Raw genomic sequence first — 24,353 nt, 5'->3', positions numbered from 1 at the left:
TTCATGCGCCCTGGACCGGGTTTGTTCCCTGCGGGGAAGGGGATGGCCCGGACGGCGTCGGCCCCGGTCGCGGCGTGTGAGGTACGCGACTCCGCCGGGAACGCGTAACGCATCACGGCATCCGCTACGCGTTATGGCTCCGGCCGGAAGGCGCCGCGGTCTCTTGACCCTCCAGCCGCTTGAGGACGTACGGTGACCGCCGAGAGATGCGGAAGGCACCGGCGATGGGCGACGCCGCAACCCGGGACCGTCAGGCGGAGCGGGCGATGCGCGGGTCCAGGCGCCGGGCGTACGTGGAGGGCGGTATGGCGAACGAGGTTTCGATGGGGCGGCGCGCGCTCCTCGGCTGCGCAAGCATCCTGCTGCCGTTCCTATCGGGATGTGGGGGAGGAACGCTACCGGGCATCCAGCTTGGCTCGGACGAGGGCGGCAGCACGGTCGGCTTCGACTCCCTGCCTTTCCGGATCCAACGCGTCGACGGCAGCGTCCTGACCGGCCACGCGTCGGTCCGCCTCCTGCGTGTCAGCTTCTTCACGCGCGACGCGACGGGGTACGTCGCGTGCAGCGGCAGCTTCACGTTGGATCTCAAGCATGCGCCCGTGCCGGTGAGCGTCGACTGCACCGGAGCGGGCATCCTGCATGGCACCGTGACGACGGCGCGGGCCGACCATGGGGAGGGCGCATTCACCGAGCGGTCCGGGGGCACCTCGACGTTCCGCTACGGCGCACCGCCCTAGCCGGCCACGGGTCGGTGAGGGCCACCCCTGGGACCGGAGTGGCGCCCCCAACAGACTGCCGCGTCTCAGTCATCCGCCCTCTCGGACAGCATCGCCCCCGTCCGCGGATCGACATGGAACCTCACCTCCATGCCGTTTTTGATCCCCTTGCCGTCCCACAGCCCGTCATCGGGTTTGAGCTCCGTGACCGACGTGTAGCCCGTGTCCAAAAGCTTCTGGCGGATCTCCGCGGCCGGCATCCAGTCCGCGCGGACACGACCGTCGGCAAGGGCCGTCGGCGGGAGCTGTCCGGTCTCGCGTGGCGTCATCCAGGACCAAAGCCCGAGGCCGCCGAGGGCGGCGAGGATGAGCAGCCCGCCGGCGAGCGCGGGACGTCTCGACGACCGGCGCGCCGCGGGCCGGACCCGGACCGCAGGTTCGGCCTCGCCGTCCTCCTCGGCCGGCATCGACAGTATGGCCGCGGCGGGCAGCGCGAACACGCCGACCGGCCGGGCGATGTTCTTCAACGCCTGCTTGCCCCGATCCTCGAATGGGTAGCCGAGCTTGTCCCGTACCTGATCGTGAACCGTGTGCGAGATGCAGATCCCGCCCGGCTCCGCCAAGGGTTCGAGCCGAGCCGCCACGTTGACGCCGTCGCCGTAGAGGTCGCCGTCCGGCTCGGCGACCACGTCGCCGACGTTGATGCCGATGCGCAGCCTGAACGCGTGGTCGTCGGACACGCCGGCCTCGCGCGTCAGCATCGCCCGCTGGATCGCGACGGCGCAGGACACTGCCCGGACCGGGCTGGGGAACTCGGCGATCAGGCCGTCGCCGGTCGACTTCACGACGCGGCCCCGGAACGCCTCGATGCGCGGATCGAGCAGTTCCCGGCGCAGGCCCCTGAGCCGGCGCAGCGTGCCCGCCTCGTCGGCGCCCATGAGGCGGCTATAGCCGACGACATCGGCGACCATGATGGCGGCGAGCCGGCGCTCGTCGACCTCGTCCATGCATCTCTCCCGGGCCCATCCCCTCCAGCCTGCACCGCGCCCGCCGCGGATGGAAGGTCGTGTCCCGAAGGAATCGCGCGGGCGGACGTCCGGGATCACGACAGACCGGAACTGGGTTCATCGTCGCTCCGCGCGGACTTGCCGGCCGCCGGCGGCCCCGACGCGCGCTTTGGACGGTGCCGGAATTCATGCTGCGCCGGCATCTGAACGGTCTCTTGGCGGGCCGGAAAGGGCGGTGGCGGAAAATCGTTTCCCGTGTGCGGGACGTGGCCTCGTTTTCGCGCGGCTTCCACCCCGTGCGGACTTCACGCGCGCCTGCGAAGCGCCGGATCTTGCCCGCCCGGTCGATGGGGGGCTTTCATCGAGGCCCGGATTTTGGCATCATCGTCCGGTGACCTTCTGGCTCGCCCTCCGGCGACTGTTGCCGCTTCTCGCGGTCCTCGGCTTCGCCCTGACGCCTGTCGCCGTCCCCGCGGCGACCGCGGGTATGCACGCCTTCGCAGTGCCATCGGCCCACGTCGACCACCGCGCCATGCCCGACATGGACATGGGTCATGACGCGGGTGGCATGGCCATGGACGACATGCCCTGCTGCCCGCACGAGAAGGCCGCCAAGCCCGATTGCGGCAAGGGCTGCCCGCTGATGGCGCTGTGCCTCGCCACCGCGGCCTCGCTCCTTCCCGCGTCTGTCGCCGTCCCGGTCCCGGGCGCGACCCGCACATCCCCGACCTGGCCCGGCGCCGCGGCGCTCGCCAGCGTGCGGGCGCCGCCGCTACCGGAGCCTCCCCGAGCCTGAACCGATGACGCCGGCGCCGCGTGCGCCGGCACGGTGACGCGCGCCCCGCGCGGCCCTTCACATCGTGTTCAGGAGACATCCCAGTGACCAGGAATTCCCTCGCGCGCGCCGTCGCGGCCGCGCTGCTCGGCGTCGCCCTGTCGACCCCGGCCCTGCCGGCGCTCGCCGACGTCAAGGACTACCAGTTCCAACTCGTCCAGGAGGAGGCGAAGGTCGGCGACGCGGTCCTCGCGGTCCGGCTCCTCGACAGGCGCACCGGCAAGCCGGTGCCCGACGCGGTGATCTTCGCCAAGCGCCTCGACATGGCCCCCGACGCCATGGAGGAGATGGCCACCAAGGTCGAGCAGGTCCCCTCGACCGAACCCGGCATCTACCGCTTCAAGGCCCATCTCGGGATGCAGGGCCGCTGGCGCCTGTCGCTGGCCGCGAAGGTCCAGGGCGAGACCGGGACGGTCGAGGACAAGCTGATCGTCCAGGCCACCAAATGAGCCGGTCGGCATGGTTCGCCGGGTCCCTCGCCGCGCTCGCGGCCTGGGGCACCGGGCTCTGGGTCGGGCGCGACGGCCCGTCCGTGTCCGACCTCGCGGCGCGGGCGGCATCGAGACTGCCGGTCGCGTTCGTCGACCGGGCGCGGGACGGGTTCGCGCGCTGGATGCCGTCCGCGGCGGGGCCGCCTGCGGCCCGTCTCGCCGCCGCGTCCGGCCCGGTCGTCTATTACCGGGACCCGGACGGGAAGCCGGCCTATTCGCTCGCGCCGATGGCGACAGGGGACGGGCGGGAGTTCCGGGCGGTCCACGCCAGCGAGGACGTGCGGTTCGACGGCGAGGATGCCGAGGCCGGAGCCATGCCCGCCGAGGTGACCGGTAAAGACATGACCGGCCACGACATGGGCCAGGGTGGGATGGCGGCCGGCGCGGCCGGTCCCGGCAATCGCCGCGTCCTGTATTACCGCAACCCGATGGGGCTGCCGGACACCTCGCCGGTTCCGAAGAAGGACTCGATGGGGATGAACTACATCCCCGTCTACGCGGGCGAGGACGAGGGCGGCGGCGTGAAGATTTCGCCGGGCAAGGTCCAGCGCACCGGCGTGCGGACCGAGGTCGCCGAGCGCCGCGTCCTGTCGTTGCCGGTTCGGGCGCCAGGCAGCGTCGAGGAGGACGAGCGCCGCATCTCCGTCATCGCCATGCGCACCGACGCCTACATCGAGAAGGTCGAGCCGGTCACCACCGGCGACCACGTCCACAAAGGCCAGCCGCTGCTGCGCCTGTTCGCGCCCGAGATCAACGCGGTCGCGGCCCAGTACCTGACCTCCATCGGCTACGAGGGCGGCCGGCGGCGCCTGGAGAACCTCGCCATCCCGCCGGAGGTGATCGACGAGATCGAGCGCACCCATAAGGTGCCGCCCTCCATCGTCTGGTCCTCGCCGCGGGACGGCGTCGTGGTCGAGCGCAACGTCTCGGACGGGATGAAGGCCAAGTCCGGCGACGTCCTGTTCCGCATCGTCGACCACACCCGCGTCTGGGTGCTCGCCGACGTGCCGGAGCGCGACCTCGCCGCGGTGGCGGAGGGGCAGAAGGCCACGGTGCGGGTCCGGGCCTTCCCCGAGCGGACCTTCTCCGGGACCGTGACGCGGATCTACCCGCACCTGATGGCGGAAACCCGGACCGCCCGGCTGCGCATCGAGTTGCCGAACCCCGACGGAGCGCTGCGCCCGTCGATGTACGCCGACGTCGAGATCGCGACCGGCGACGCCAAGCCGGTGGTGGCGGTGCCCGACGACGCCGTCATCGACACCGGCGAGCGCCAGGTCGTGCTCCTCGACCACGGCGAAGGGCGCTTCGAGCCGAAGCCGGTGAAGATCGGCCTGCGCGGCCGGGGCTACACGGAAATCCGCGAGGGCGTCTCGGCCGGTGACCGGGTGGTCACGGCGGCGAACTTCCTGATCGACGCCGAGAGCAACCTGAAGGCCGCGCTGCAGTCCCTGACCGCGCCGAAGGACGATCGGCAGGCGGCGGGCACGGGGGCGACGCCATGATCGCCCGCCTCATCGGCTGGTCGGCCCGCAACCTCGTCCTGGTGCTGATCGGGACCGTGTTCGCGGTCGCGACCGGCGTCTTGGCGCTGCGGACCCTGCCGCTGGACGCCATCCCCGACCTCTCGGACGTGCAGGCCATCGTCTACACCGAGTATCCGGGGCAGGCGCCTCAGGTCGTGGAGGACCAGGTCACCTACCCGCTGACCACCGCCATGCTGACGGTGCCGAAGGCGAAGGTGGTCCGCGGCTTCTCGTTCTTCGGGGTCTCCTTCGTCTACGTGATCTTCGAGGACGGCACCGACCCGTACTGGGGCCGCTCGCGTGTGCTGGAGTACCTCAACGGGGCGGCGAGCCGGCTTCCCGCGGGGGTGACGCCGACGCTGGGGCCCGACGCGACGGGGGTGGGCTGGGTCTACCAGTACGTGGTGGTCGCCAAGGAGCGGACGCTCGCGGAGCTTCGCTCGATCCAGGACTGGGTCGTCCGCTTCGGGGCCTCGCGCGCCGAGGGGGTCGCCGAGATCGCGGGCGTCGGCGGGTTCGTGAAGCAGTACAACGTGGTGGTCGACCCAAACCGGCTACGCGCGCAGGGCATTAGCCTCAACAAGCTCCGGGACGCCATCCGAGCGAGCAACGCCGACGTGGGCGGCCGCACGGTCGAGCTGTCCGAGTTCGAGTTCATGGTGCGCGGCCGCGGCTACATCCGCAGCGTCGCCGACATCGAGAACATCGTGCTGAAGACCTCGGGCGGCACGCCGCTGCGGGTCCGGGACGTAGCCCGGGTCGAACTCGGGCCGGACGAGCGCCGCGGCATCACCGAGATGAACGGCGAGGGCGAGGTCGCCGGCGGCATCGTCCTGCAGCGTTTCGGCGCCAACGCCCTCAACGTGATCGAGGGGGTGAAGGCGAAGCTCGCCGAGGTGGCGAAAAGCCTGCCGGCCGGCACCGAGATCCTGCCGGTCTACGACCGCTCGCAACTCATCGACGCGGCCATCGACACCCTGCGGCACACGTTGGTCGAGGAGAGCATCGTGGTCTCGCTCGTCTGCGTGGTGTTCCTCCTGCACGTGCGCAGCGCCCTGGTCGCCATCCTGATGCTGCCGGTCGGCATCCTGATGGCCTTCGCCGGCATGAGGGCGCTCGGAATCGGAGCCAACGTCATGTCGCTCGGCGGCATCGCCATCGCGGTCGGCGCCATGATCGACGCCGCCATCGTCATGATCGAGAACGCCCACAAGCACTTGGAGCGGGCGCCCCCGGGAAAGCCGCGTGTCGAGGTCCTGGTCGAGGCGGCGGCGGAGGTGGGTCCCTCCCTGTTCTTCTCGCTCTTGGTCATCACGGTCTCCTTCCTGCCGATCTTCACCCTGGAGAGCCAGGAGGGGCGGCTGTTCGGGCCGCTCGCCTTCACCAAGACCTTCGCCATGGCGGCCGCGGCGCTCCTCTCGGTCACCCTGGTGCCGGCCCTGATGGCGCTGTTCGTGCGCGGGCGCATCGTGCCCGAGCACCGCAACCCGCTGAACCGGCTCCTCATCTGGCTGTACCGGCCGCTCATCGCCGGCGTGCTGCGGGCCCGGGTGCTCACCATCCTCCTCGCCCTGGGCGTGCTGGCGGCGACCGCATGGCCGGCCCGGCAGCTCGGGTCGGAGTTCATGCCCGACCTCGACGAGGGCAGCCTGCTCTACATGCCGACGACCCTGCCCGGGATCTCGGTGACGAAGGCCGGCGAGCTCCTGGCGACCCAGGATCGGATCATCAAGAGCTTCCCCGAAGTGGCCTCGGTCTACGGCAAGGCGGGTCGCGCCAACACGGCCACCGACCCGGCGCCGATGGAGATGTTCGAGACGGTCATTACGCTGAAGCCGAAGGCGGAGTGGCGCTCCGGCGTAACCCTCTCCAGCCTCAAGGCGGAAATGGACGCGGCGCTCCAGTTCCCGGGCGTGTCGAATGCCTGGACGCAGCCGATCCGCGCCCGGATCGACATGCTCTCGACCGGCATCCGCACGCCGGTCGGGGTGAAGGTGCTCGGGACCGACTTGAAGGCCATGGAGGGGGTCGCCCGTCAAGTCGAGGGGGTGATCCGAGCCGTGCCAGGAACGTCGAGCGCCTATGCCGAGCGGGTCATCGGCGGCTACTTCCTCGACATCACCCCAGATCGCGAGGCGCTCGGACGCTACGGCCTGATGGTCGGAGACGTACAGGACGTCGTCGCCTCGGCGCTCGGCGGCCAGTCCGTGACGAACACGGTCGAGGGCCGCGAGCGCTACACCGTGAACGTGCGCTACCCCCGCGCCTTCCGCTCGGATCCCAGGGCCATCGCCGACGAGGTGCAGGTACCGCTGCTGGCCGGGGGCACGGTCCCCCTGCGCGAGGTCGCCAAGGTCGAGCTGACGCGGGGCCCGACCTCGATCCGCACCGAGAACGGCCAGCTCGCGGTCTACATATTCGTGGACATCGCCGGCCGCGATCTCGGCGGCTACGTGGCCGAGGCACGCAAGGCAGCCACCGACGAGGTCAAGTTGCCCCAGGGCACGACCCTGCAGTGGAGCGGGCAGTACGAGTACCTAGAGCGGGCGGAGGCGCGCCTCGCGGTCGTGGTGCCGCTGACGCTGCTGATCGTGTTCCTGCTGCTCTACCTGAACTTCCGGCGCCTGACCGAGACGCTCATCGTGATGCTGTCGCTGCCCTTCGCCCTGGTCGGCGGGGTCTGGCTGCTCTGGTGGATGGGCTTCAACCTGTCGGTCGCGGTGGTGGTCGGCTTCATCGCCCTGGCCGGCGTCGCTGCCGAGACCGGGGTGATCATGCTGGTCTACCTCGACCACGCCCTCGACGAGGTCCGCGCCCAGTGCGGGCGCGAGGGACGCCCTCTCGCGCGCCCGGACCTGCGTCGGGCCATCATGGTCGGCGCGGTCGAGCGGGTGCGGCCCAAGATGATGACGGTCGTCGCCATCATGGCGGGCCTGATGCCCATCCTCTGGAGCACCGGCTCGGGCTCCGAGGTCATGCAGCGCATCGCGGTGCCGATGATCGGCGGCATGGTCTCCTCGACCGTCCTGACGCTGGTCGTGATCCCGGCAGTCTACGCCTTGGTGAAGGGGCGTGGGCTGCCCCCGGCCGGCGCGGTCCGCGAGGGGACGAACGCTGAGGCGATGCGGCTGCCTCAGGCGGCCGAGTAAGAGGGAACGGGAGATGACGATGAGGAACGATGCGATTCCATCCCGACGTGCCGTGCTCGTGGGCTTGGCGGCGGGGCTGGCGCTCGGACGGGGCGCCTTGGCGGAGGGGCTGCCGACGGTCGCGGTGAACAAGGACCCGAGCTGCGGCTGCTGCGAGAGGTGGGTCACCCACCTGCGTAAGGCCGGCTTCGCCGTCACGGTGACCGAGGGCCCGGTGAACCCGCTCAAGATCCGTCTGGGCGTGCCTCGCGAGCTTTTCTCCTGCCACACCGCCCAGGTCGGCGGCTACGTGATCGAGGGGCACGTCCCGGCCGGGGTGATCAAGCGGCTCCTCGCAGAGAGGCCCGAGGGAACGGGTCTGGCCGTGCCGGGCATGCCGGCCGGTTCGCCCGGCATGGAGGTCGAGGACATGCAGCCCGAGACCTACGACGTCGTCCTGTTCGGGAAGGACGGACGGTCGACGTTCGCGCGGTACCGGGGCGGGGAACCGGCCTGAGGCCGCGGCGGGTTCAGCGCTCGGGCATCGCCGCCGCCGGCGCGGCCGCTTTCGCCCCCGACTTGGGCGCGGGCTTCGGACGCTGGTCCCACATCACGTAGCCGGCCGGCGGGTCGTACTCGTGCGGGCGCATGACGGAGGCCTGCCCCTCCGCGGTGACGAGCCCCGGAAACAGCGCCCTCTCGATATGCTCTCGGTTGAGCGCGATCTTGTGCGGGGTGTGCGACAGGATGTGCTGCGAGTGGGTCCGGCCGGGGGGGCTGACGCTGACGAGCTTCTTGCCGGGAAAGCGCTTGGCGAACAGCTTGGCTGTCGCCGCTTGGTCCGTATCGGCGGTCAGGAGATATGCAGTATCCATGACGTCCTGTACGGCATCGTCGTAGACGCTGAGCGCGAGATTGATGTCCGTGGCCTTCTCGGTCGGCTTCTGCCAAATGGAGCCGCAGTCCCGGCACTTGGCGTCTTCATGGCTGAAGTGGCCGAGGACGGTCTCGACGCCGACCAGCTTGAGCGCCCGGACCAGGCGTTCGTGGCGTATTTTCTTGCTGTGGTCGCCCGGGTAATAGGCCGTGCAGAACACGACGCGGACGAGCTCCTCCGACTGCCGCGGGATGATCGACTCCCCCAGCTTCCAGAAGTTGCACCACTTCAGGAAGGGCTCTCCTAAGTCGTTGACGGAATGATATAAATTGAAACCGTCGATGTAGAGTGCGGCCCGGATCCTCGATTTTTCCGCTTGACTATCCAGCCCCATGCACTCATATCCGATCCGTCAACGCTGAACGGTGCGCCGTCAGCAACCCATGGGCTCCGGCCCGTGTGAAGCCCACAGGTTCCAACCTGTGGGCTTCTTGGTTTCCGAGGCCGTTCTAGTCTGAGTTCGCCTCGCGCGGTACTGTCTTTTTATCTCCCGGGGGCTGGCAGCGCCGGCCCTTCCGGCCTTGACCGCCGACATGGTATCCCCAGGCCTCGGAACGTCGCGGGGGCAAGCCCGCGATGCCCGTCGGCCGGAACGGGGCGGTTCGCGTGGAACGCCATGCTTGGGGCCAGAGGAATGCGGGCCGTCGCCGTCGCGTCAGGCCGCACGTCCGGGCCGCCGCACGCCGAACCTTCGTCGCAATTGTGGTCGCCATCCTCGCCGTCGCGTGCTGCGGGTTCATGGCCAAGGGGCTCTTCGAGAGCCGGGTGCTGGTGACGCCCTACGTCGCTCGCTGACCCCGGGCCCAAATCGCTCACGCGGGTTCACCCAACGGCGACAGGGCCTCGATGATGCGGCAGTCGGCGACCGACCCGCAGCCGCACTGGCCGATGACCTCGCGGAGTTCCGAGGCGAGCCGGGTCAGGTCGGCCAGCTTTCGCTCCACGTCGGCGAGATGGGCGCGGGCGATGGTGTCGACCTCGCCGCAGGAGCGATCCCGGTCGTCCGCCAAGGCGAGCAGGTCCCGGATCTGCTCCACGGTGAAGCCCAGGGCTCGACCGCGGCGGATGAAGCTCAGCCGGCGCAGGTGCTCGGGCCCGTAGAGCCGGTAGTTCCCGCTCGACCGCGCCGGCGGAGGCAGCAACCCGACCTTCTCGTACCACCGGACCGTCTCGACACGGGTCTGCGTGGCCTCCGCGAGGCTGCCGATCGTCATGGAAGAGGCGGTCCGCACGGCCTTGACCCTGTAGCGACTACAGGGTGCATGTAGGCTGCCTTCCCAGTCCGGACCAGGATCCGGGCGAACGGAGCGCACCATGAACCAGGCCGCCGGCGCGGACCGCACCCCCTTCCCCACGAACGGTCCGCAGGCCCTGCGCTACAGGGTCAAGGGCATGGACTGCCCGACCTGCGCCGGGAAGATCGAGACCGCCGTCTCCCGGCTGCCGGGCGTCGCGGACGTGCGCGTGAACTACGGCAGCCAGGTCCTCGACCTCGCGCTCGACGAGGCCGCGACGCCGAGGGCCGATTTGGAGGGACGCATCGAGCGCCTGGGCTACGGCGTCGCGCCGCTTCCCACGGCCGCGGACCTGGCTATGGCGCAAGCCTCGGGCGGCACCCCGTCCGCCGAGACCGCGGCGGAGCCCGAGCCGCCGCTCTGGCGGAGCCGCAAGGCGCGGCTGGGCATCCTGATCGGCGCCCTGTTCGCCGCCGGCTTCCTGGTCGAGCGGGTCGCGCCGGGCGTGGCGGGCGAGTACGCCTACTGGCCGGGCGCGCTCGTCGGGCTCGCCTATTACGGTCGCCGCGCGGCCATGGCGGCGTTCGCCGGAACGCCCTTCTCCATCGAGATGCTGATGTCGGTCGCGACCGCGGGGGCGCTCGCCATCCACGCCGCCGAGGAGGCCGCCATCGTCGTGCTGCTCTTCACGGTCGGCGAGATGCTGGAGGTCGTGGCGGCGGGCCGGGCGCGGGCGGGGATCAAGGCGCTCGCGGCCCTTGTGCCGAAGACCGCCCGCCTTGTCGACGAGGCCGATGGCACCATCCGTGAGGTGGCCGCCGCATCGCTGGCCATCGGGCAGGTCGTGGTCGTGAGACCGGGCGACCGCGTGCCCGCCGACGGGGTGATCACCGACGGCGCGTCGAGCCTCGACGAGTCCCCCATCACCGGCGAGTCGGTCCCGAAGCCCAAGGAGGTCGGCGACCCGGTCTACGCCGGCAGCGTCAACGCCGACGGCGCGCTCCAGGTCCGGGTCACCAAGACGGCGGCCGACAACACGGTCGCCCGCATCCTGCACCTCGTCGAGGAGGCGCAGGCATCGAAGTCGCCCACGGCGCGCTTCATCGACCGGTTCAGCGCGGTCTACACGCCCGTCGCGTTCGCATTCGCGGCCGCGGTCGCCGTCGTGCCGCCGCTGCTCGGCGCCGACTGGGGCACCTGGATCTACCGGGGCCTGGCGCTCCTCCTCATCGCCTGCCCCTGCGCGCTGGTGCTCTCGACCCCGGCGGCCATCGCCTCGGGACTGGCCGCCGGTGCGCGGCGCGGGCTGCTCGTGAAAGGCGGGGCCGCGCTGGAGGTCATCGGGCGGGTGCGCACGGTCGCGTTCGACAAGACCGGGACGCTGACCGCCGGACGGCCGCGGGTCTCGGACATCCTGGCCTTCGCACCGGACGCGTCGGAGCGCTCGCTCCTCGGGTTGGCCGCCGCGGTCGAGAGCGGAAGCAGCCACCCCATCGCCCGGGCCATCCTCGACCGGGCGAGCGCGGACGGGGTGCCGCTGCGGCCGACGCGGGACGCCCGCGCCATCCCCGGCAAGGCGGTTCAGGCCACGGTCATGGGGCAGACGGTGCTTGTCGCCTCCCCGCGCCACGCCGCCGAGCGCGCGCGGCTCGGTCCCGAGGCCGAGCGCGCGGTCGCGGACCTCGAAGCCGGCGGCAAGACGGTGGTCATCGTCGTCCGTGGCGCCGAGGCCCTGGGTGCCATCGCGGTCCGGGACGAGCCCCGCGCCGACGCGGCAGCCGGCATCGCGGCCCTGCGGAAGCTCGGCGTGCGCAGCGTGATGCTGACCGGCGACAACCGGCGCACGGGCGAGGCGGTCGCGTCCGAGCTCGGGCTCGACGTGAAGGCCGAGCTCCTGCCCCAGGACAAGCTCGCCGAGATCGCGGCCCTGAAGGAGATGGGGCCGGTCGCCATGGTCGGCGACGGCATCAACGACGCGCCGGCGCTCGCCGCCGCCAGCGTCGGCGTCGCGATGGGCGGCGGCACCGACGCGGCCCTGGAGACGGCCGATGCGGCGGTGCTGAACGACCGGGTGGGCGACGTGGCCGCGCTGGTCTCCCTCTCTCGGGCGACCCTGGGCAACATCCGTCAGAACGTCGCCATCGCCCTCGGTCTCAAGGCCGTGTTCCTGGTGACGACCATCGCAGGCATCACCGGCCTCTGGCCGGCCATCCTGGCCGACACCGGCGCGACCGTCCTGGTGACGGCCAACGCGCTCCGTCTCCTGAGGGCGTGATGATGGTCCAGTCGGGGTGGGCCGGCCGGGTCGGGACCGTGGCCGGGGTGGCGGTGGCCGCCGCGGTCATCGACCTCGGCGCGAAGGCGGCGGCCGAGGCGTGGCTGGACGAAGGCGCCGTCAGGGGCGCGCTGCCCTTCGTCGACCTGAGCCTGTCGTTCAACCACGGCATCAGCTTCAGCCTGCTCCCGGCGCACGACCCGTCCTCCCTGGCGCTGCTCCTCGCCATCCAGGGCACGCTCACCTGCCTCGTGGCCGGCTGGGCCCTGGCCGCGGGCGGCGGGCTCGAACGCCTCGGGCTCGCCGCGATGGCGGGCGGGGCCGCCGGCAACTTCGTCGACCGGCTCATGGACGGCGTCGTCACGGACTACCTCGACCTGCACACCGGCGGCATCCGCTGGTTCACCTTCAACCTGGCGGACGTCTGGATCTCCGCCGGGGCGGTCCTGCTGTTCCTCGGCGGATTCCTCGCGTCCGATCGGCGGCGCGCCGCTGCCGAGGGGGAGATTTCGTGAGGGGCTCGATCCGGCGGTCGCCGTCCTGCGGACCGGGTGCGTGCTCTGCTCACGCCAGCCGTTCGGCGCGGCCGCACCGTTCCCGTCGGAGAGCCGAACGGAGTACCCTCCGACCGGCCGATCACGCACCTCGGGCGGGCGCCGCCAGCGTGATGGGGGCGGGATTGGCCGGGGCCGCCGGACACATCGGATAGGGCGCCCGGCGAGGTTCGGTCACCCCGCCGCGGCCGTGGGCCCGCCCGGCGGCGGCGCCCGCCCGCGCCCGGCTGCCACGGCCCGTGAGTGTGACGAGGAGGGACGGAGTGGGACGCTTCCTGATGCTGGTCGCCCTCGCGGTCGCGGCGGCGACGCCGGCCCTGACCTTGCGGCTGACCGGCCTGCAGGTCGGGCCCATCGGCGAGACGGCGGCCTTCGGGGCCGCCATTCTCGCGGCGGGCTTCCTGCTGTCCTGGGGGGCGGAAGCCGCCGAGCGGCACGTCTCGCAGGGGCTGATCATCGCCGTCGTCGCCCTCGTGACCGTGCTGCCGGAATATGCGGTCGACCTCTACTACGCCTACCAGGCCGGCAAGGCGGGGCCGGGCTCGCAGTACGTGCACTACGCCGCCGCCAACATGACGGGGGCCAACCGGCTGCTCGTCGGCTTGGCCTGGCCGCTCCTGGTCGCCATCCATTGGGCGCGGGGCGGCGGCCGCGCGGTGGAGTTGACCCGAGCCAACGCGGTCGAGGTCGCCTTCCTGCTCCTGGCAAGCCTGTACGCCTTCGTCATCGTGCTCAAGGACGGCATCGGGCCGCTCGATTTCGTGGTCCTGGCGGCGTTCTTCGGCGCCTACGTCTGGCGCACCCGCAGCGCGCCCGAGGACGAAGATGAGGATGAGGAGCCCGGCCCTGCCGCCGCCCTGAACGCGTTGCCCGTGGCTATGCGGTGGGCCGCGACGGCGGCTCTGACGTTGGTCGCCTGCGGGGTCATCCTGGTCTCGGCCGAGCCGTTCGCCGAGGCGCTGGTCGGCGCCGGCCGGGTCCTCGGGCTTGACGAGTTCCTCCTCATCCAGTGGCTCGCGCCGCTGGCGAGCGAAGCCCCGGCCATGACCGTCGCGGTCCTGTTCGTGCTGGCGGGCCGGGCCGCCAACGGGCTCGGCACCCTCGTCAGCGACAAGATCAGCCAGTGGACGCTGCTGGTCGGCATGCTGCCGCTCGCGATGAGCGTCGGCGCCGGCTCGCTGGCGAACCTGCCGCTCGACGCCCGCCAGGCGGAGGAGCTCCTCCTGACCGCCGCGCAATCGCTGTTCGCGTTAGGCCTGCTGCTGCGGCTACGTCTCGGCCTCGTCTCGGCATTCGCCCTGGCGAGCCTCTTCGGCCTGCAGGTGGGGCTGGCCTTCGCCTACCGGGACGACGCGGCGCGCACGGTGGCGACCCTGTCCGCGCTCGCCTGGGTCTATCTCGGGCTCGCCGCGATCCTGTTCCTCGTGAACCGCCGCCACCTCGTCGACCTCCTGCGCGTCGCCTTCCTGCCGCCCGCGGCGGGCGCGCCGGGCCGGCCGGAGCGGCCGGATTGAACGCTTGGCCGCTCGGGCCTATCGGGGCGCAGGGCCCGGCGGAGCGGGGCGGAGCGCCGTCGTGACCTCCTCGAACCGGGCGTTCGCGTCGGACCAGCTCTGGACGAAATCGAACACCTCGCGCATCGCCGGCGCGATCTCCCTGTAGGCCGCCAGCGCGGCGACGAGCGCGCCAAGCGAGAGGCGCTCCTGCACGACCAGGTAGCCGCCGATCGCGAAGAAGAAGAACGGCGTCAGGTTGGAGGTGTAGTTGTACAGGCCTTTGAGGCGGCCCTTGAGGTCGTTGATCTCGACGCGCACGCGCTCAAGGTCCTCGGCCAGGCGCATCTGCCGCGACCGGGCCGGCGTCCGTGCGGGCCGGTCGCGTGGCGGCGTGGCCTCCCGACCGGCCGGCGCCGCGGTCAGGAGACCTCCCAAGGCCCGCGTCGCGTGGACCCGCTCGCGCACCTTCGCGTTCAGGCGCCGCTGCAGGGGCGGCAGCAGCGTGAGCTGGACCGGCAGCATCATCAGCGCCGCCAACGCGAGGGCGGCGTTCTGGAGGAGCAGGAAGACGATGCTGGTCGCGAGCGTTCCGCCCTGCATCAGCGGCACGACGACGAGGCTCCCGCCGAAATAGCCGATCGGCTCGACTTCCTGCATGGCCACGGCCGCGAGCGCGGCCCGTCGGTCGGGGGAGGGCTCGCCGCGCGCGCGGCGGAGGATGGCGAGGCGCAGGCGGCGCACGAGACGCTCGTTGACGCGCCCGCGCGACCGGTTGACCGCATACTTGGCGAGCCCGCCGAGCGTGAGCACGGCCAGGTAGCTCCCGCACAGGGCGAACAGGAGCTCCACCTGGCTCAGGGTGAAGCCGAGGACCACCATCTCCGGATGCCCATCCCCATCTGCGTCGGTGATGGCGCGATTGATTATGTGCTTGGGGATTTCGAGGAGGAGCCACGCCGCGGGCAACGTCAGCAGCGAGAGCAGCACGAGACGCAGCTGGAAGCGCAGCGTCGCACGGACGACGAAACGCTCCAGGCACCAGCCATAGTTGCCCTCGCGGGCGCTGCCGGGCCTCGGCGGCACCGATCCGGCGCGGGGCTCGCGCGACGGGACGGCGACCGGGTGGACCCGTCGACGTCCTCCCGGCCCCATCCATCGCAGGCCGAGCCGGACCAGCAGCCATCCTGTCCAGGCCGGCGCGACCACGAAGGCGAGCAGGGCCAAGAGGTCGACCCACCAGTGGCTGTGGGGGTAATCGACCCCCGTCATCCGGTGGGCCAAGGCATGAATCAGGGAGGGCGTGACCAAGAAGGGCTCCGACATGGTGTCCGGCCCTCTCTCGTGAGAGCCTCGGGGCTTCCCGCGCCGTTCCGCAGCGGCGGGCTTGAGAGTGGGGGTGGCGCAGGGTGGCCGGGCCGCGGGCGATCCCGGGGGAAAGCTGTCCCGGGCGGCGTCTCGCGGACGGGGCGTCAGCGGCCGTCGGGCGTGCGCAGGCCCGCCCAGAGGTCCTCGACCTGGTCGTAGTGGGCCTTGGCGCCGTAGGGAGCCACGGGCAGCTCCGCGAAGCGCGCGGTGAGGCGGCCGAGTGCCTGGACCAAGCCGTAGGAGAACACGACGCGGTCGCGCTGCGCCACGACAAGGCCCACCCGGGCGTTGAGCAGTTCCTGTTGGGCGTTCAGGACGTCGAGGGTGGTGCGCTGGCCGGCCCGCGCCTCGTCCCGCACGCCGGCCAGCGCCACCTCGTTGGCCTGGACTTGGGCTTGTGAGGCGGCGACCTGCGCCTTCGAGGCCTCAAGCTGTGCCCAGGCTGCGACGATGCCGGCGCGGACGGCGTCGCGCACCTGCTCCGCCTCGATGCGCAGCTGCCCGGCCTGCTCCTTGGCCTGCCGGACCTGCGCGTAGACCTGCCCGCCCTCGTAGACGGGAACCGTCACCTGCCCGGCGATCCCGGCCGCAAGGACATCGTCGCCCGGCTCCTCCTCGTCGCGGCGCCTCTGTACGACGCCCGAGGCGCCGGCCCGAGGGTAGAGCCTCCCCTCGAAAACCTTCGCCTGCGCCTCGGCGGCATCGACCGCGTGGAGCGCGGAGAGGATCCGTGGATGTTCGGCCAGCCCTATGCCGAGCGCGAGTTCGAGACGTGGCGGGACCAGGCGGTCGAGCGGGCGCCCGGGGGCGAGCCGGCGCGGGTCCACGCCGATGACCTGACGGAAGACGCCGGTGCGGGCGCGGAGCTGCGCCTCCGCCGCGCTCAGCTGCGAGCGGGCTCCGGCCAGGCGGGCGTCGGCCTGCGCGGCATCCGTCCGGGTCAACTCGCCGAGCCGGAAGCGCAGGGTCGTCTGGCGGCGCTGCTCCTCCAGGACCGCGATGTTGTTGCGGTTGAGCTCCACGGTCGCGGTGTCGCGCAGGACGTCCATGTAGGCCTGCGCGGCATTGAACAGGATCGTGTTCTCGGCGGAGCGCAAGGCCTCGCGCCTGCCGAGCACGTTCGATTCCGCGCGATGGGTGTCGTTGTCCGTCTGGAAGCCGTTGAACAGGGTCTGTTCGACGGTCAGCCCCGCACCGCGCGGGAACGAGGTTCGCGCCAGGCGCTCGCCGCCTGCGGCCCCCTGCACGTTCCGTACGCCGACGTCCGCGTCCGCGGCGACGGTCGGACGGTAGCCGGCCCGCGCCATCGCGACCTCCTCGTCCGTCGCCCGCAAGCCCGCCCGCGTCGCGTTCAGTTCCGGGTTCGCGCGGTAGGCACGCCCCAGCGAGCCCTCCAGCGTCTCGGCCCGCGGGCTGCCGACCGCGCTCGCCGCGAGGGCCGCGAGGGCCGCGAGGGCCAACGCGAGGGTGCGGCGGCCGAGCCGACATGGGACGAGCCTCGCTCGGGGCGGCCAGACCGCTTTCGAGGTGTCCAACGGCAGTGGGCTCCCTCGCACCGAGGGGTCCGGGACGTCCGACGGACGTCTTCGCGCTAGCCGGAGGCCGTCGGCGCCGAGGCCGACGGTCGGCCGTGCGGGGGTGGCCAAGGGGGGACTGGGTACGCGCATCGCTCCACCCGATCTCGTAGGCGGTTCCGACCTGCGGCTGCGTCACGGCGACGGGCCGCGCGCTCACGCGAGGCGAGCGCACTCACATCCAGGTCAAGGACGGGGCTCTTCGACCCGGGGCGCCGCCGCGGCTCGCGGCAGCGGAGCGGTCAGGCGCGTGGCGGGTCGTGGGGCGAGGCGGCCTTCCGGGACCGGAAGCCATCGCCGGACAACAGGAACTCCACGGCCCGCGCGACACGCACGGGCAACGCGAGTGCGCCGTCGGGCCGAATGGCCCCATGACAGGAGCAGTGACCGTTGCACCGAGGCGATCCGGGGCGCCCTCGGTCCGCGTAGTCGTCCGCGGGCGACATGGTCGCATCCGGTTCGAACAGGGACGACGTGCCGGGCCCATTCGCGTGTTCGGGTCCGACCCGGGGCGATGTCGGGGCCGGGTCCACGAGAGCGATGATCAGGGCAAAGGCGAGCAGGCAGGCCAATGCACGGCGCCAAACGCCGTCGGTGCGCCGGTCCCGAGGCCGCCGAAGCCCGATCAGGGACGCGACCATGGAGCGAGGCGTTCCGGCCGCCGTTGGGCTGGCCAGGGCGGCCGGTGCCGACCGCCCGCCCGGTGCAGGCGTCCGGCGCGCGAGGCATTCCCCGCCATCGAGCACGCCGGCCCTGGCCGTCCGACGCTGCACGCGGCTCCTCTCGGCAGGGGGCTTCATCCCGGCCTCGTCGCTTCGCCCCGCCGTGCCGTACCGGAACGCCGCGAGGCCGACGCCGGCCTTGCTCTCGTCCGGGCGCCATCGAACGGGCGTCCGTCTTCGAGCGATCCGCGCCCGCGCATGCAGTACCGGCCGGGATTTGTACCGGGGAGCCTCATCAGGGGGCGCCGACACCGATCAGGTCGGCGACGTGCACGCCGGCCGGGTGTCCGGTCGCGTCGCGATGGGCCGCCGAGCAGGCTGGGTAGCCGGGGCCGAATGCGGTCATGACGAGTTCGCGCCGCCCATCCGTGACCTCGCGGCTGGCCAGGAGCGCCCGGCCGCCCGGCCAGAGCTCGGAATCGGCCACGGGCCCCGGTGCGGGCTCGCCATAGCGGCGAACGCCTTCGTCGTGGATGGCGCGCCGCGTCCTCGCCAGGGCCTCGCCCGACATCGGCAGGCCAACCCAGACCACCTGTTGCAGCCCTTCGTCCCGGCAGACCACGAGGACCACCTCCGCGGTGCCCGCCCCGATGGCCGGCGGCCAGCCATGCGGATAGTAGAGGGCGGTCAGGTTGGCCTCGCGGTCGACCTTGAGCGGACGCGGCACCGCGTCGACCGGTCCCCAGGACAACCCGAACGGTGCGTCGCCGCCCTCGACCCCCGCCGCGGGCGATGCGGGAGTGGTGACGAAGGTGGACAGGGAGGCCATGGCGGCCGTGATCGCGAGGATGCGCATCCGGGGCTACTCCGCAGCCTTGAGGTGCCGCGATACGGTCTCCGTCGGCCGCTTGGCGGCCTTCGGCATCGCGGCCTTGCCGAAGCGGGCGTAGAGCGCCGGCAGCACGATCAGCGTCAGCAGGGTCGCGCTGATCAAGCCGCCGATGACCACGGTTGCGAGCGGCCGCTGGATCTCGGCCCCCGTCTCGGTGGCGATGGCCATCGGCACGAAGCCGAGCGATGCGACGAGCGCCGTCATCGCCACCGGACGCAGGCGGGTCATGGCACCCTCCAGGATGGCCTCGCGCTTCGGCCGGCCCTCCGCCACGAGCTGCTTGATGAAGGTCAGCATCACGAGGCCGTTGAGGACCGCCACGCCCGAGAGCGCGATGAACCCGACCGCGGCCGGAACCGAGACCGGCATGCCGCGCAGCCAAAGGGCGAAGATTCCCCCGGTCAGGGCCAGCGGCACCGCGCTGAACACCAGCAACGCGTCCCGCGGCGAACCCAGGGCCGAGTAAAGCAACAGGAAGATCAGGAAGAAGCAGACCGGCACCACGACGGTCAACCGCCGCTTGGCCGAGGCGAGGTTCTCGAATTGCCCGCCCCAGGTCGCGTAGTAGCCCGGCGGAAGCTGGACTTGGCTACCCACCTTCGCCTGTGCCTCGGCCACGAGCGAGCCGATGTCGCGGCCCCGGACGTTGGCGGTCACCACCACCCGTCGCCTGCCGTTCTCCCGGGAAATCTGGTTCGGTCCCTCGCTCACCGAGAAGGAGGCCACCTGCTTCAGGAGTACGGAAGTCGCGCGCCCGTTCGGTCCCGGCGGCAGCGGCACCGGGATGTTCTCCAACGCCTCGCGGTCTTCGCGGACCTTGTCGGTCAGGCGCACCACGATGGGAAAACGCCGATCGCCCTCGAACACGACGCCGGCCTCCCGGCCGCCGATGGCGGCCCCGATGACCTCCTGGATGGCGCCGGTGCTCAGCCCGTATCGTGCGGCCTCGGCCTTGTTGATCTTGATCTCCAGGAACGGCAGGCCCGCCGTCTGCTCGACCTTCACGTCCTCGGCGCCGTCGATGCCGCGGAGCAACGCGGCCACTTGGTTGGCGGCCTTGAGCATCGGCTCGAACTCGTCGCCGAACACCTTCACTGCGAGGTCCCCGCGGGTCCCGGCGAGCAGCTCGTTGAAGCGCAGTTGGATCGGCTGGGAAAACTCGTAGACGTTGCCCGCGAGCGCGCCGACCGCCTTCTCGATCTGCTCCTGCAACTCGGCCTTGGATAGGCTCGGGTCGGGCCACTCCTCCTGGGCTTTCAGAATGACGAAGGTGTCGGACGAGTTCGGCGGCATCGGGTCCGAGGCGACCTCGGCGGTGCCGGTCTTCGAGAAGACGTAGGCGACCTGGGGGAACTTCGAGACCGCCCGCTCGACGTTGAGCTGCATCGTCTGCGACTGGGTCAGCGACGTCGACGGGATCCGGGTCGCGTTGAGGGCGATGCTCTTCTCGTCGAGCTGCGGGATGAACTCGGTCCCGAGGCGGGTGAACAGCACGCCGGCCCCGACGAGGAGGAGCAGGGCCCCGCCGACGAAGAGGAATGGCGCCCGGACCGCCGCGCCCAATACCGGCCGGTAGAGGGCTTTGAGGGCGCGGATGATGAGGTTGTCCGTCTCGGTCACCTTGCCGGTGATGACGATGGCGATCAGCGCCGGCACGAAGGTCAGCGACAGCACGAAGGCCGCGACGAGCGCGATGATCACGGTCAGCGCCATCGGCTCGAACATCTTGCCCTCGACCCCCGTGAAGGTCAGGAGCGGGACGTAGACCAGGATGATGATCGCCTGACCGTAGAGCGACGGCTTGATCATCTCCTCGGCCGATGCCCGCACCGTCTCCAGGCGCTCCTCGGTGTCGAGGGCCCTGCCCAGCCCATGCTGCCGCTCGGCGAGGTGGCGCAGGGCGTTCTCGGTGATGATCACCGCCCCGTCGACGATGAGGCCGAAATCGAGGGCGCCGAGCGACATCAGGTTGGCCGAGATCTTCGCCTCGACCATGCCGGTCATGGTCATCAGCATGGCGACCGGGATGACGAGCGCCGTGATGACGGCCGCCCGGATGTTGCCGAGCAGCAGGAAGAGGACGACGATGACGAGGGCCGCGCCTTCCGACAGGTTCTTCACCACCGTCCTCACCGTGGCCTCGACCAGCACCGTCCGGTTGAGCACCGTCTGGACCTCGACGCCCGGCGGCAGGGACTTGCGGATCTGCTCCATCTTGGCGTCGACCGCGGCCGCCACCGTGCGGCTGTTCTCGCCGATCAGCATCAGGGCGGTGCCGACGACGACCTCTTGGCCGTCCTCGCTGCCCGAGCCCGTGCGCAGGTCGCGCCCGATGCGGACGTCCGCGACGTCCTTGATCCGGACCGGCACGCCGCCCCGCGTGGCCACGACCACGTCGGCGATCTCGTCCATGTTCTCCAGGCGACCGGCCGCGCGGACGACGTAGCCCTCGCCGTTGTCCTCCAGGTAGCGGGCGCCCTGGTTGGCGTTGTTGGTCTCCAGCGCCCGGGTGACGTCGGAGAAGGACAGGTCGCGCGCGGCTAGCTTCGTCGGGTCGGGCTGGACGTGGTACTGCTTCTCGAAGCCGCCGATGCCGTCGACGCCGGCGACGCCCGGGACCGTCTTGATCAGCGGACGGATGATCCAGTCCTGGACCGTGCGCAGGTAGGCGACCTGCTCAAGCTCGGTTCGGAGCGCCTGTCCCTCCGGGGTCAGGTACCTTCCGTCCGGCTGCCAGCCCGGCTTGCCCGATGCCGAGACCTTCCGTTCGGCGGGCTGCGCGTAGTGGATCGACCACATGTAGATTTCGCCCAGGCCGGTCGAGATCGGGCCCATCCGCGGCTCGACCCCGGGTGGCAGGTCCGCCCTCACCTGGGCGAGACGCTCGGCGACCTGCTGGCGGGCGAAGTAGATGTCGAGCTTCTCCGCGAAGACGGCGGTGACCTGCGAGAAGCCGTTGCGCGAGAGCGAGCGGGTGTATTCCAGGCCCTTGATGCCGGCGAGCGCGGTCTCGACCGGGTAGGTCACCTGCTTCTCGACGTCAACCGGCGAGAGCGAGGGGGCGGTCGTGTTGATCTGGACCTGGTTGTTGGTGATGTCCGGCACCGCGTCGATGGGCAGCCTCGTCACCGCGTAGCCTCCGAAGCCGGCGGCGAGCAGGGAGAGCAGCAGGACGAGCCAGCGCTGGCGGACCGAGACGTCGAGAATTCGATTGATCATGTCCCGCCCCTCAGTGGTCGTGGTCGGCTTCGGCCTTGCCGAGCTCGGCCTTGAGCAGGAAGGTGTTGGCCACCGCGATCTCCTCGCCGGGCTTGAGCCCCGCCTTGACCTCGAAGGAATCGTCGTCGGAGCGCCCGAGCTCGACCTCGCGCTTCTCGAAGCCTTCCTCGGTGCGCACGAAGACGACGCGCTTGCCCTCGATGGTCTGCAACGCCGCCTTGGCCACTCGGACGGGGACCTGCTCGGTCGCGATCTCGACCTCGGCGGTGACGTAGGTACCGGGCCGCCACGCCATGTCCTTGTTCGGGAGGGCGACCACGACCCGGGCGGCACGGGTGTCGGCGTTGAGCAACGGGCTGACGAAGATCACCTTGCCGCGCTCGTGCCGCTCCTCACCTCCCTGGCTCGGCGTGACGGTGACGATGGCGCCCTCCCTGACCTTGGCGAGATCGGAGGTCGGAACCGAGAGCTCGATCCAGACCGTCCCGAGGTCGGCCACCGTGTAGAGGTCGGCCGGGTCGCCCTGACTGCCGACAGTGGTCCCGACGTCGACCTTGCGCTCGACGACGCGGCCTGCGAACGGCGAGCGCAGTTCGTAGCGGCGCAGGCTCGACTGGTTCGGCGTGGCCTCGTCGCGCTTCTGCGCCGCCTGGACCTCGGCGGCGTTCAGCCCGAGCGCCGACAGCTTCTGGCGGGCGAGGTCGACGCGCAGTTGGTTCTCCAGGAAGGTCGCGCGGGCGTTCTGGAACGCGGCCTCGGACGCGGCCTGGGAGGCGAGCAGCTTCTGCTGACGCTCGAAGTTGATCTTCTGGAGCTCGGCCTGGACCTGGGCGGTCAGGTAGTCGCTCTTGGCGTCGGCGACCTCGCGGCTGTCGAGCACGGCCACGATCTCGTCCTTCTGCACGGCGTCGCCGAGGCGCTTGCGCATCTCCGCGACGGTCCCGACCACCCGGGCCGGGACGCGGGCGATCCGGTCGGTATCCGGCGTGATGGTGCCGGGGACGAGGAGATGGCGCGCCAGCGTGCCGCCGTCGGCCTTGGCGACCTGGATGCCCTGCGTCTCGACCTGCTCCGCCGTCATCCTGACGTGGCCTTCCTCGCCCTCAGCCTCGGAATGCGCGTGCTCGCCTTGGGCATGTCCGTCCATGACTTTCGCGGCGGGCTTGGTCGCGGGCTTGGCTTTGGGCATGGCATGGTCGTGGCCGTCGCCCTCGGCATGGTCGGGCTCGGTCGCCGGCGCCGCGGCACCCGTCCCGCCGGTGAACGCGAATAGGGTCGGCGGCACCCCCGCGGCCGACAGGGTGTTGCGGACGAAGCCCGAGACGGCGGGCACGGTCGCGCCGACGGCTATGCCGACGGCCAGGACGACCGCGAGAACGAGGATGCGCATGGGAACCACTCGACCGGGACGCCGGGCGGGCATGCATGCCGCCGCGGTCGTTCCGCTGCATTCAAGAAGGGACGGGTCCGGAGCCCGTGGGGCGGCCGGACTAAAGATCCGCGCGCGGATGCGCGCGGCGTCACCTCAAGTGCGGGGCGGTCGTGCCGGACGGCCGGGCGCGATGGCGACGGGAGCCTCCGCCGTCCGTGCGTAGGACGGCCGCGGGCGGTCCGGTGCGGGCGCGAGGGGGGCGCCATCGAGGTAGGCAAGCTGATGGCAGCCGCAATGGGCGTGGCACGCGAGGCCAGGGTCGGCTGACGACGGCGCGGCGGAGGCCTCGAACACGGTCAGTTCCGTGGCCCGATGGTGACCGCCGGCATGGAAGGCCAGGTCCTCGGCGAACCCCGCGGACGGGGCGGCGAACGCGAACGTCAGGACGAGCATGAGCGTGCGGACGGCCAGCGCCCACCCGTCACGCGCCGCTTGCCGGCGCCTATGCCATCCACCGAAGTCCATCGTCGCCCTTATCCGCGATTCCGGCCCGTCGACACAAGTGGTGCCGCCTGCGACTTGAACTCACGATGAACGCCATGACCTGCCAAGTTCATCGACGGCTCCCGTTGGTCAAAACGCGTGATCGCACGATGCTCCTCAGCAACTCGCGCATATACGACGGGACCATCCTCGATCCGCACAGCACAATTTAATTGCTCTCTCTCGAATGTTCGGCCCGGGCATGGACGGGAATCATTCCGGAACGGTTTCGCGGGGATATACATTCCGAGATCGATCCGAACCGAAGGAGATGCGGATGAAACTCACGATTGCCGCCCTGGCCGCCTCGGCTGCCCTCGTGCTCAGCCCACTCGGGGCGTTCGCCCAGCACGTGGACGTCGGTCCCGGCGGTGTCGCGGTCCACGGAGACCGTCATCACGACGAGGTCGAGCATACCCATTCGACCGTCGAGGAGCATCACCGCGACCGCCCGGTCGTCCACGATCACCACGACGTCCACGAGCGCACCGTGGTGGAGGAGCACCGGCACTGATTCGTATGCCGG

18 protein-coding genes are annotated in these 24,353 nt (G+C 71.2%); 10 read left to right on the top strand and 8 right to left on the bottom strand.

The genetic code is table 11. From position 1 onward, the window contains the following. The first annotated feature begins 305 nt into the window (after positions 1 to 305). Positions 306 to 737 carry a hypothetical protein gene (locus tag LGR69_RS05640; protein ID WP_230365423.1) on the top strand — a complete coding sequence of 144 codons (432 nt, stop codon included), beginning with the start codon at positions 306 to 308 and terminating at the stop codon, positions 735 to 737. A 65-nt stretch (positions 738 to 802) separates the two neighbouring features. Here the strand turns inward: LGR69_RS05640 and LGR69_RS05630 are convergent, their stop codons facing one another. Further along, positions 803 to 1,723, bottom strand: a complete 921-nt coding sequence (locus tag LGR69_RS05630) for an adenylate/guanylate cyclase domain-containing protein (protein WP_370881368.1) — start codon at positions 1,721 to 1,723, stop codon at positions 803 to 805. A gap of 487 nt (positions 1,724 to 2,210) precedes the next feature. Between LGR69_RS05630 and LGR69_RS05625 the strand changes: the two genes are divergently transcribed. The 5 genes from LGR69_RS05625 to LGR69_RS05605 all read left to right on the top strand — a co-directional run bounded on the left by LGR69_RS05625 (position 2,211) and on the right by LGR69_RS05605 (position 8,220). Then, positions 2,211 to 2,519 carry a hypothetical protein gene (locus tag LGR69_RS05625; protein WP_370881369.1) on the top strand — a complete coding sequence of 103 codons (309 nt, stop codon included), beginning with the start codon at positions 2,211 to 2,213 and terminating at the stop codon, positions 2,517 to 2,519. Positions 2,520 to 2,602: 83 nt separating this feature from the next. Then, on the top strand, positions 2,603 to 3,007 hold the full coding sequence (locus tag LGR69_RS05620) for a FixH family protein (protein WP_007557650.1): 405 nt from the start codon (positions 2,603 to 2,605) through the stop codon (positions 3,005 to 3,007). Then, positions 3,004 to 4,554 (top strand): efflux RND transporter periplasmic adaptor subunit, encoded by a 1,551-nt coding sequence (locus LGR69_RS05615; protein WP_007557649.1) that lies wholly within the window; start codon positions 3,004 to 3,006, stop codon positions 4,552 to 4,554. The genes LGR69_RS05620 and LGR69_RS05615 overlap by 4 nt, the downstream gene beginning before the upstream one ends. After that, positions 4,551 to 7,724 (top strand): efflux RND transporter permease subunit, encoded by a 3,174-nt coding sequence (locus LGR69_RS05610; protein WP_007557647.1) that lies wholly within the window; start codon positions 4,551 to 4,553, stop codon positions 7,722 to 7,724. Before LGR69_RS05615 ends, LGR69_RS05610 begins: the two co-directional genes overlap by 4 nt. Before the next feature lie 19 nt (positions 7,725 to 7,743). Then, positions 7,744 to 8,220: a DUF411 domain-containing protein gene (locus LGR69_RS05605; protein WP_230365421.1), complete on the top strand. Its 477-nt coding sequence runs from the start codon at positions 7,744 to 7,746 to the stop codon at positions 8,218 to 8,220. 13 nt (positions 8,221 to 8,233) lie between these two features. Here LGR69_RS05605 and LGR69_RS05600 read toward each other — a convergent pair whose 3' ends face one another. Both LGR69_RS05600 and LGR69_RS05595 read right to left on the bottom strand, forming a co-directional pair. Further along, positions 8,234 to 8,974, bottom strand: coding sequence for an NYN domain-containing protein (locus tag LGR69_RS05600; RefSeq protein ID WP_007557645.1), 741 nt, complete (start codon positions 8,972 to 8,974; stop codon positions 8,234 to 8,236). A gap of 478 nt (positions 8,975 to 9,452) precedes the next feature. Further along, entirely contained in the window at positions 9,453 to 9,854 is a 402-nt protein-coding gene (locus tag LGR69_RS05595; RefSeq protein ID WP_007557643.1) for a MerR family transcriptional regulator, read from the bottom strand. 100 nt (positions 9,855 to 9,954) lie between these two features. Between LGR69_RS05595 and LGR69_RS05590 the strand changes: the two genes are divergently transcribed. The 3 genes from LGR69_RS05590 (at position 9,955) to LGR69_RS05580 (ending at position 14,218) form a co-directional block, all read left to right on the top strand. Further along, a complete protein-coding gene (locus LGR69_RS05590) occupies positions 9,955 to 12,150 on the top strand; it encodes a heavy metal translocating P-type ATPase (protein WP_007557641.1) in 2,196 nt (731 codons plus the stop codon). Continuing rightward, a complete protein-coding gene (lspA, locus tag LGR69_RS05585) occupies positions 12,150 to 12,665 on the top strand; it encodes a signal peptidase II (protein ID WP_230365420.1) in 516 nt (171 codons plus the stop codon). The genes LGR69_RS05590 and lspA overlap by 1 nt, the downstream gene beginning before the upstream one ends. Before the next feature lie 302 nt (positions 12,666 to 12,967). Continuing rightward, the gene (locus tag LGR69_RS05580) at positions 12,968 to 14,218 is read left to right on the top strand and encodes a sodium:proton exchanger (protein WP_230365419.1); all 1,251 of its coding nucleotides are present in this window, start codon (positions 12,968 to 12,970) and stop codon (positions 14,216 to 14,218) included. 18 nt (positions 14,219 to 14,236) lie between these two features. Here the strand turns inward: LGR69_RS05580 and LGR69_RS05575 are convergent, their stop codons facing one another. The 5 genes from LGR69_RS05575 to LGR69_RS05555 form a co-directional block, all read right to left on the bottom strand. Next, positions 14,237 to 15,523, bottom strand: coding sequence for a hypothetical protein (locus LGR69_RS05575; protein WP_007557638.1), 1,287 nt, complete (start codon positions 15,521 to 15,523; stop codon positions 14,237 to 14,239). 146 nt (positions 15,524 to 15,669) lie between these two features. Further along, positions 15,670 to 17,232 carry a TolC family outer membrane protein gene (locus LGR69_RS05570; protein ID WP_007557637.1) on the bottom strand — a complete coding sequence of 521 codons (1,563 nt, stop codon included), beginning with the start codon at positions 17,230 to 17,232 and terminating at the stop codon, positions 15,670 to 15,672. A gap of 864 nt (positions 17,233 to 18,096) precedes the next feature. Then, positions 18,097 to 18,630 carry a hypothetical protein gene (locus tag LGR69_RS05565; protein ID WP_047170697.1) on the bottom strand — a complete coding sequence of 178 codons (534 nt, stop codon included), beginning with the start codon at positions 18,628 to 18,630 and terminating at the stop codon, positions 18,097 to 18,099. A 33-nt stretch (positions 18,631 to 18,663) separates the two neighbouring features. Next, the gene (locus LGR69_RS05560; RefSeq protein WP_007557633.1) at positions 18,664 to 21,912 is read right to left on the bottom strand and encodes an efflux RND transporter permease subunit; all 3,249 of its coding nucleotides are present in this window, start codon (positions 21,910 to 21,912) and stop codon (positions 18,664 to 18,666) included. Between the two features lie 10 nt (positions 21,913 to 21,922). Then, on the bottom strand, positions 21,923 to 23,302 hold the full coding sequence (locus tag LGR69_RS05555; protein ID WP_007557631.1) for an efflux RND transporter periplasmic adaptor subunit: 1,380 nt from the start codon (positions 23,300 to 23,302) through the stop codon (positions 21,923 to 21,925). An 802-nt stretch (positions 23,303 to 24,104) separates the two neighbouring features. Between LGR69_RS05555 and LGR69_RS05550 the strand changes: the two genes are divergently transcribed. Beyond that, a complete protein-coding gene (locus tag LGR69_RS05550) occupies positions 24,105 to 24,341 on the top strand; it encodes a hypothetical protein (RefSeq protein ID WP_007557629.1) in 237 nt (78 codons plus the stop codon). Positions 24,342 to 24,353 lie beyond the last annotated feature (12 nt).

Origin of the sequence: Methylobacterium brachiatum, assembly GCF_020523825.1 — a bacterium.
GTDB classification, from domain to species: Bacteria; Pseudomonadota; Alphaproteobacteria; order Rhizobiales; family Beijerinckiaceae; genus Methylobacterium; species Methylobacterium brachiatum.
The sequence above is the reverse complement of the archived record's forward strand: the minus strand, read 5'-3'. Positions and strand labels throughout refer to the sequence as shown.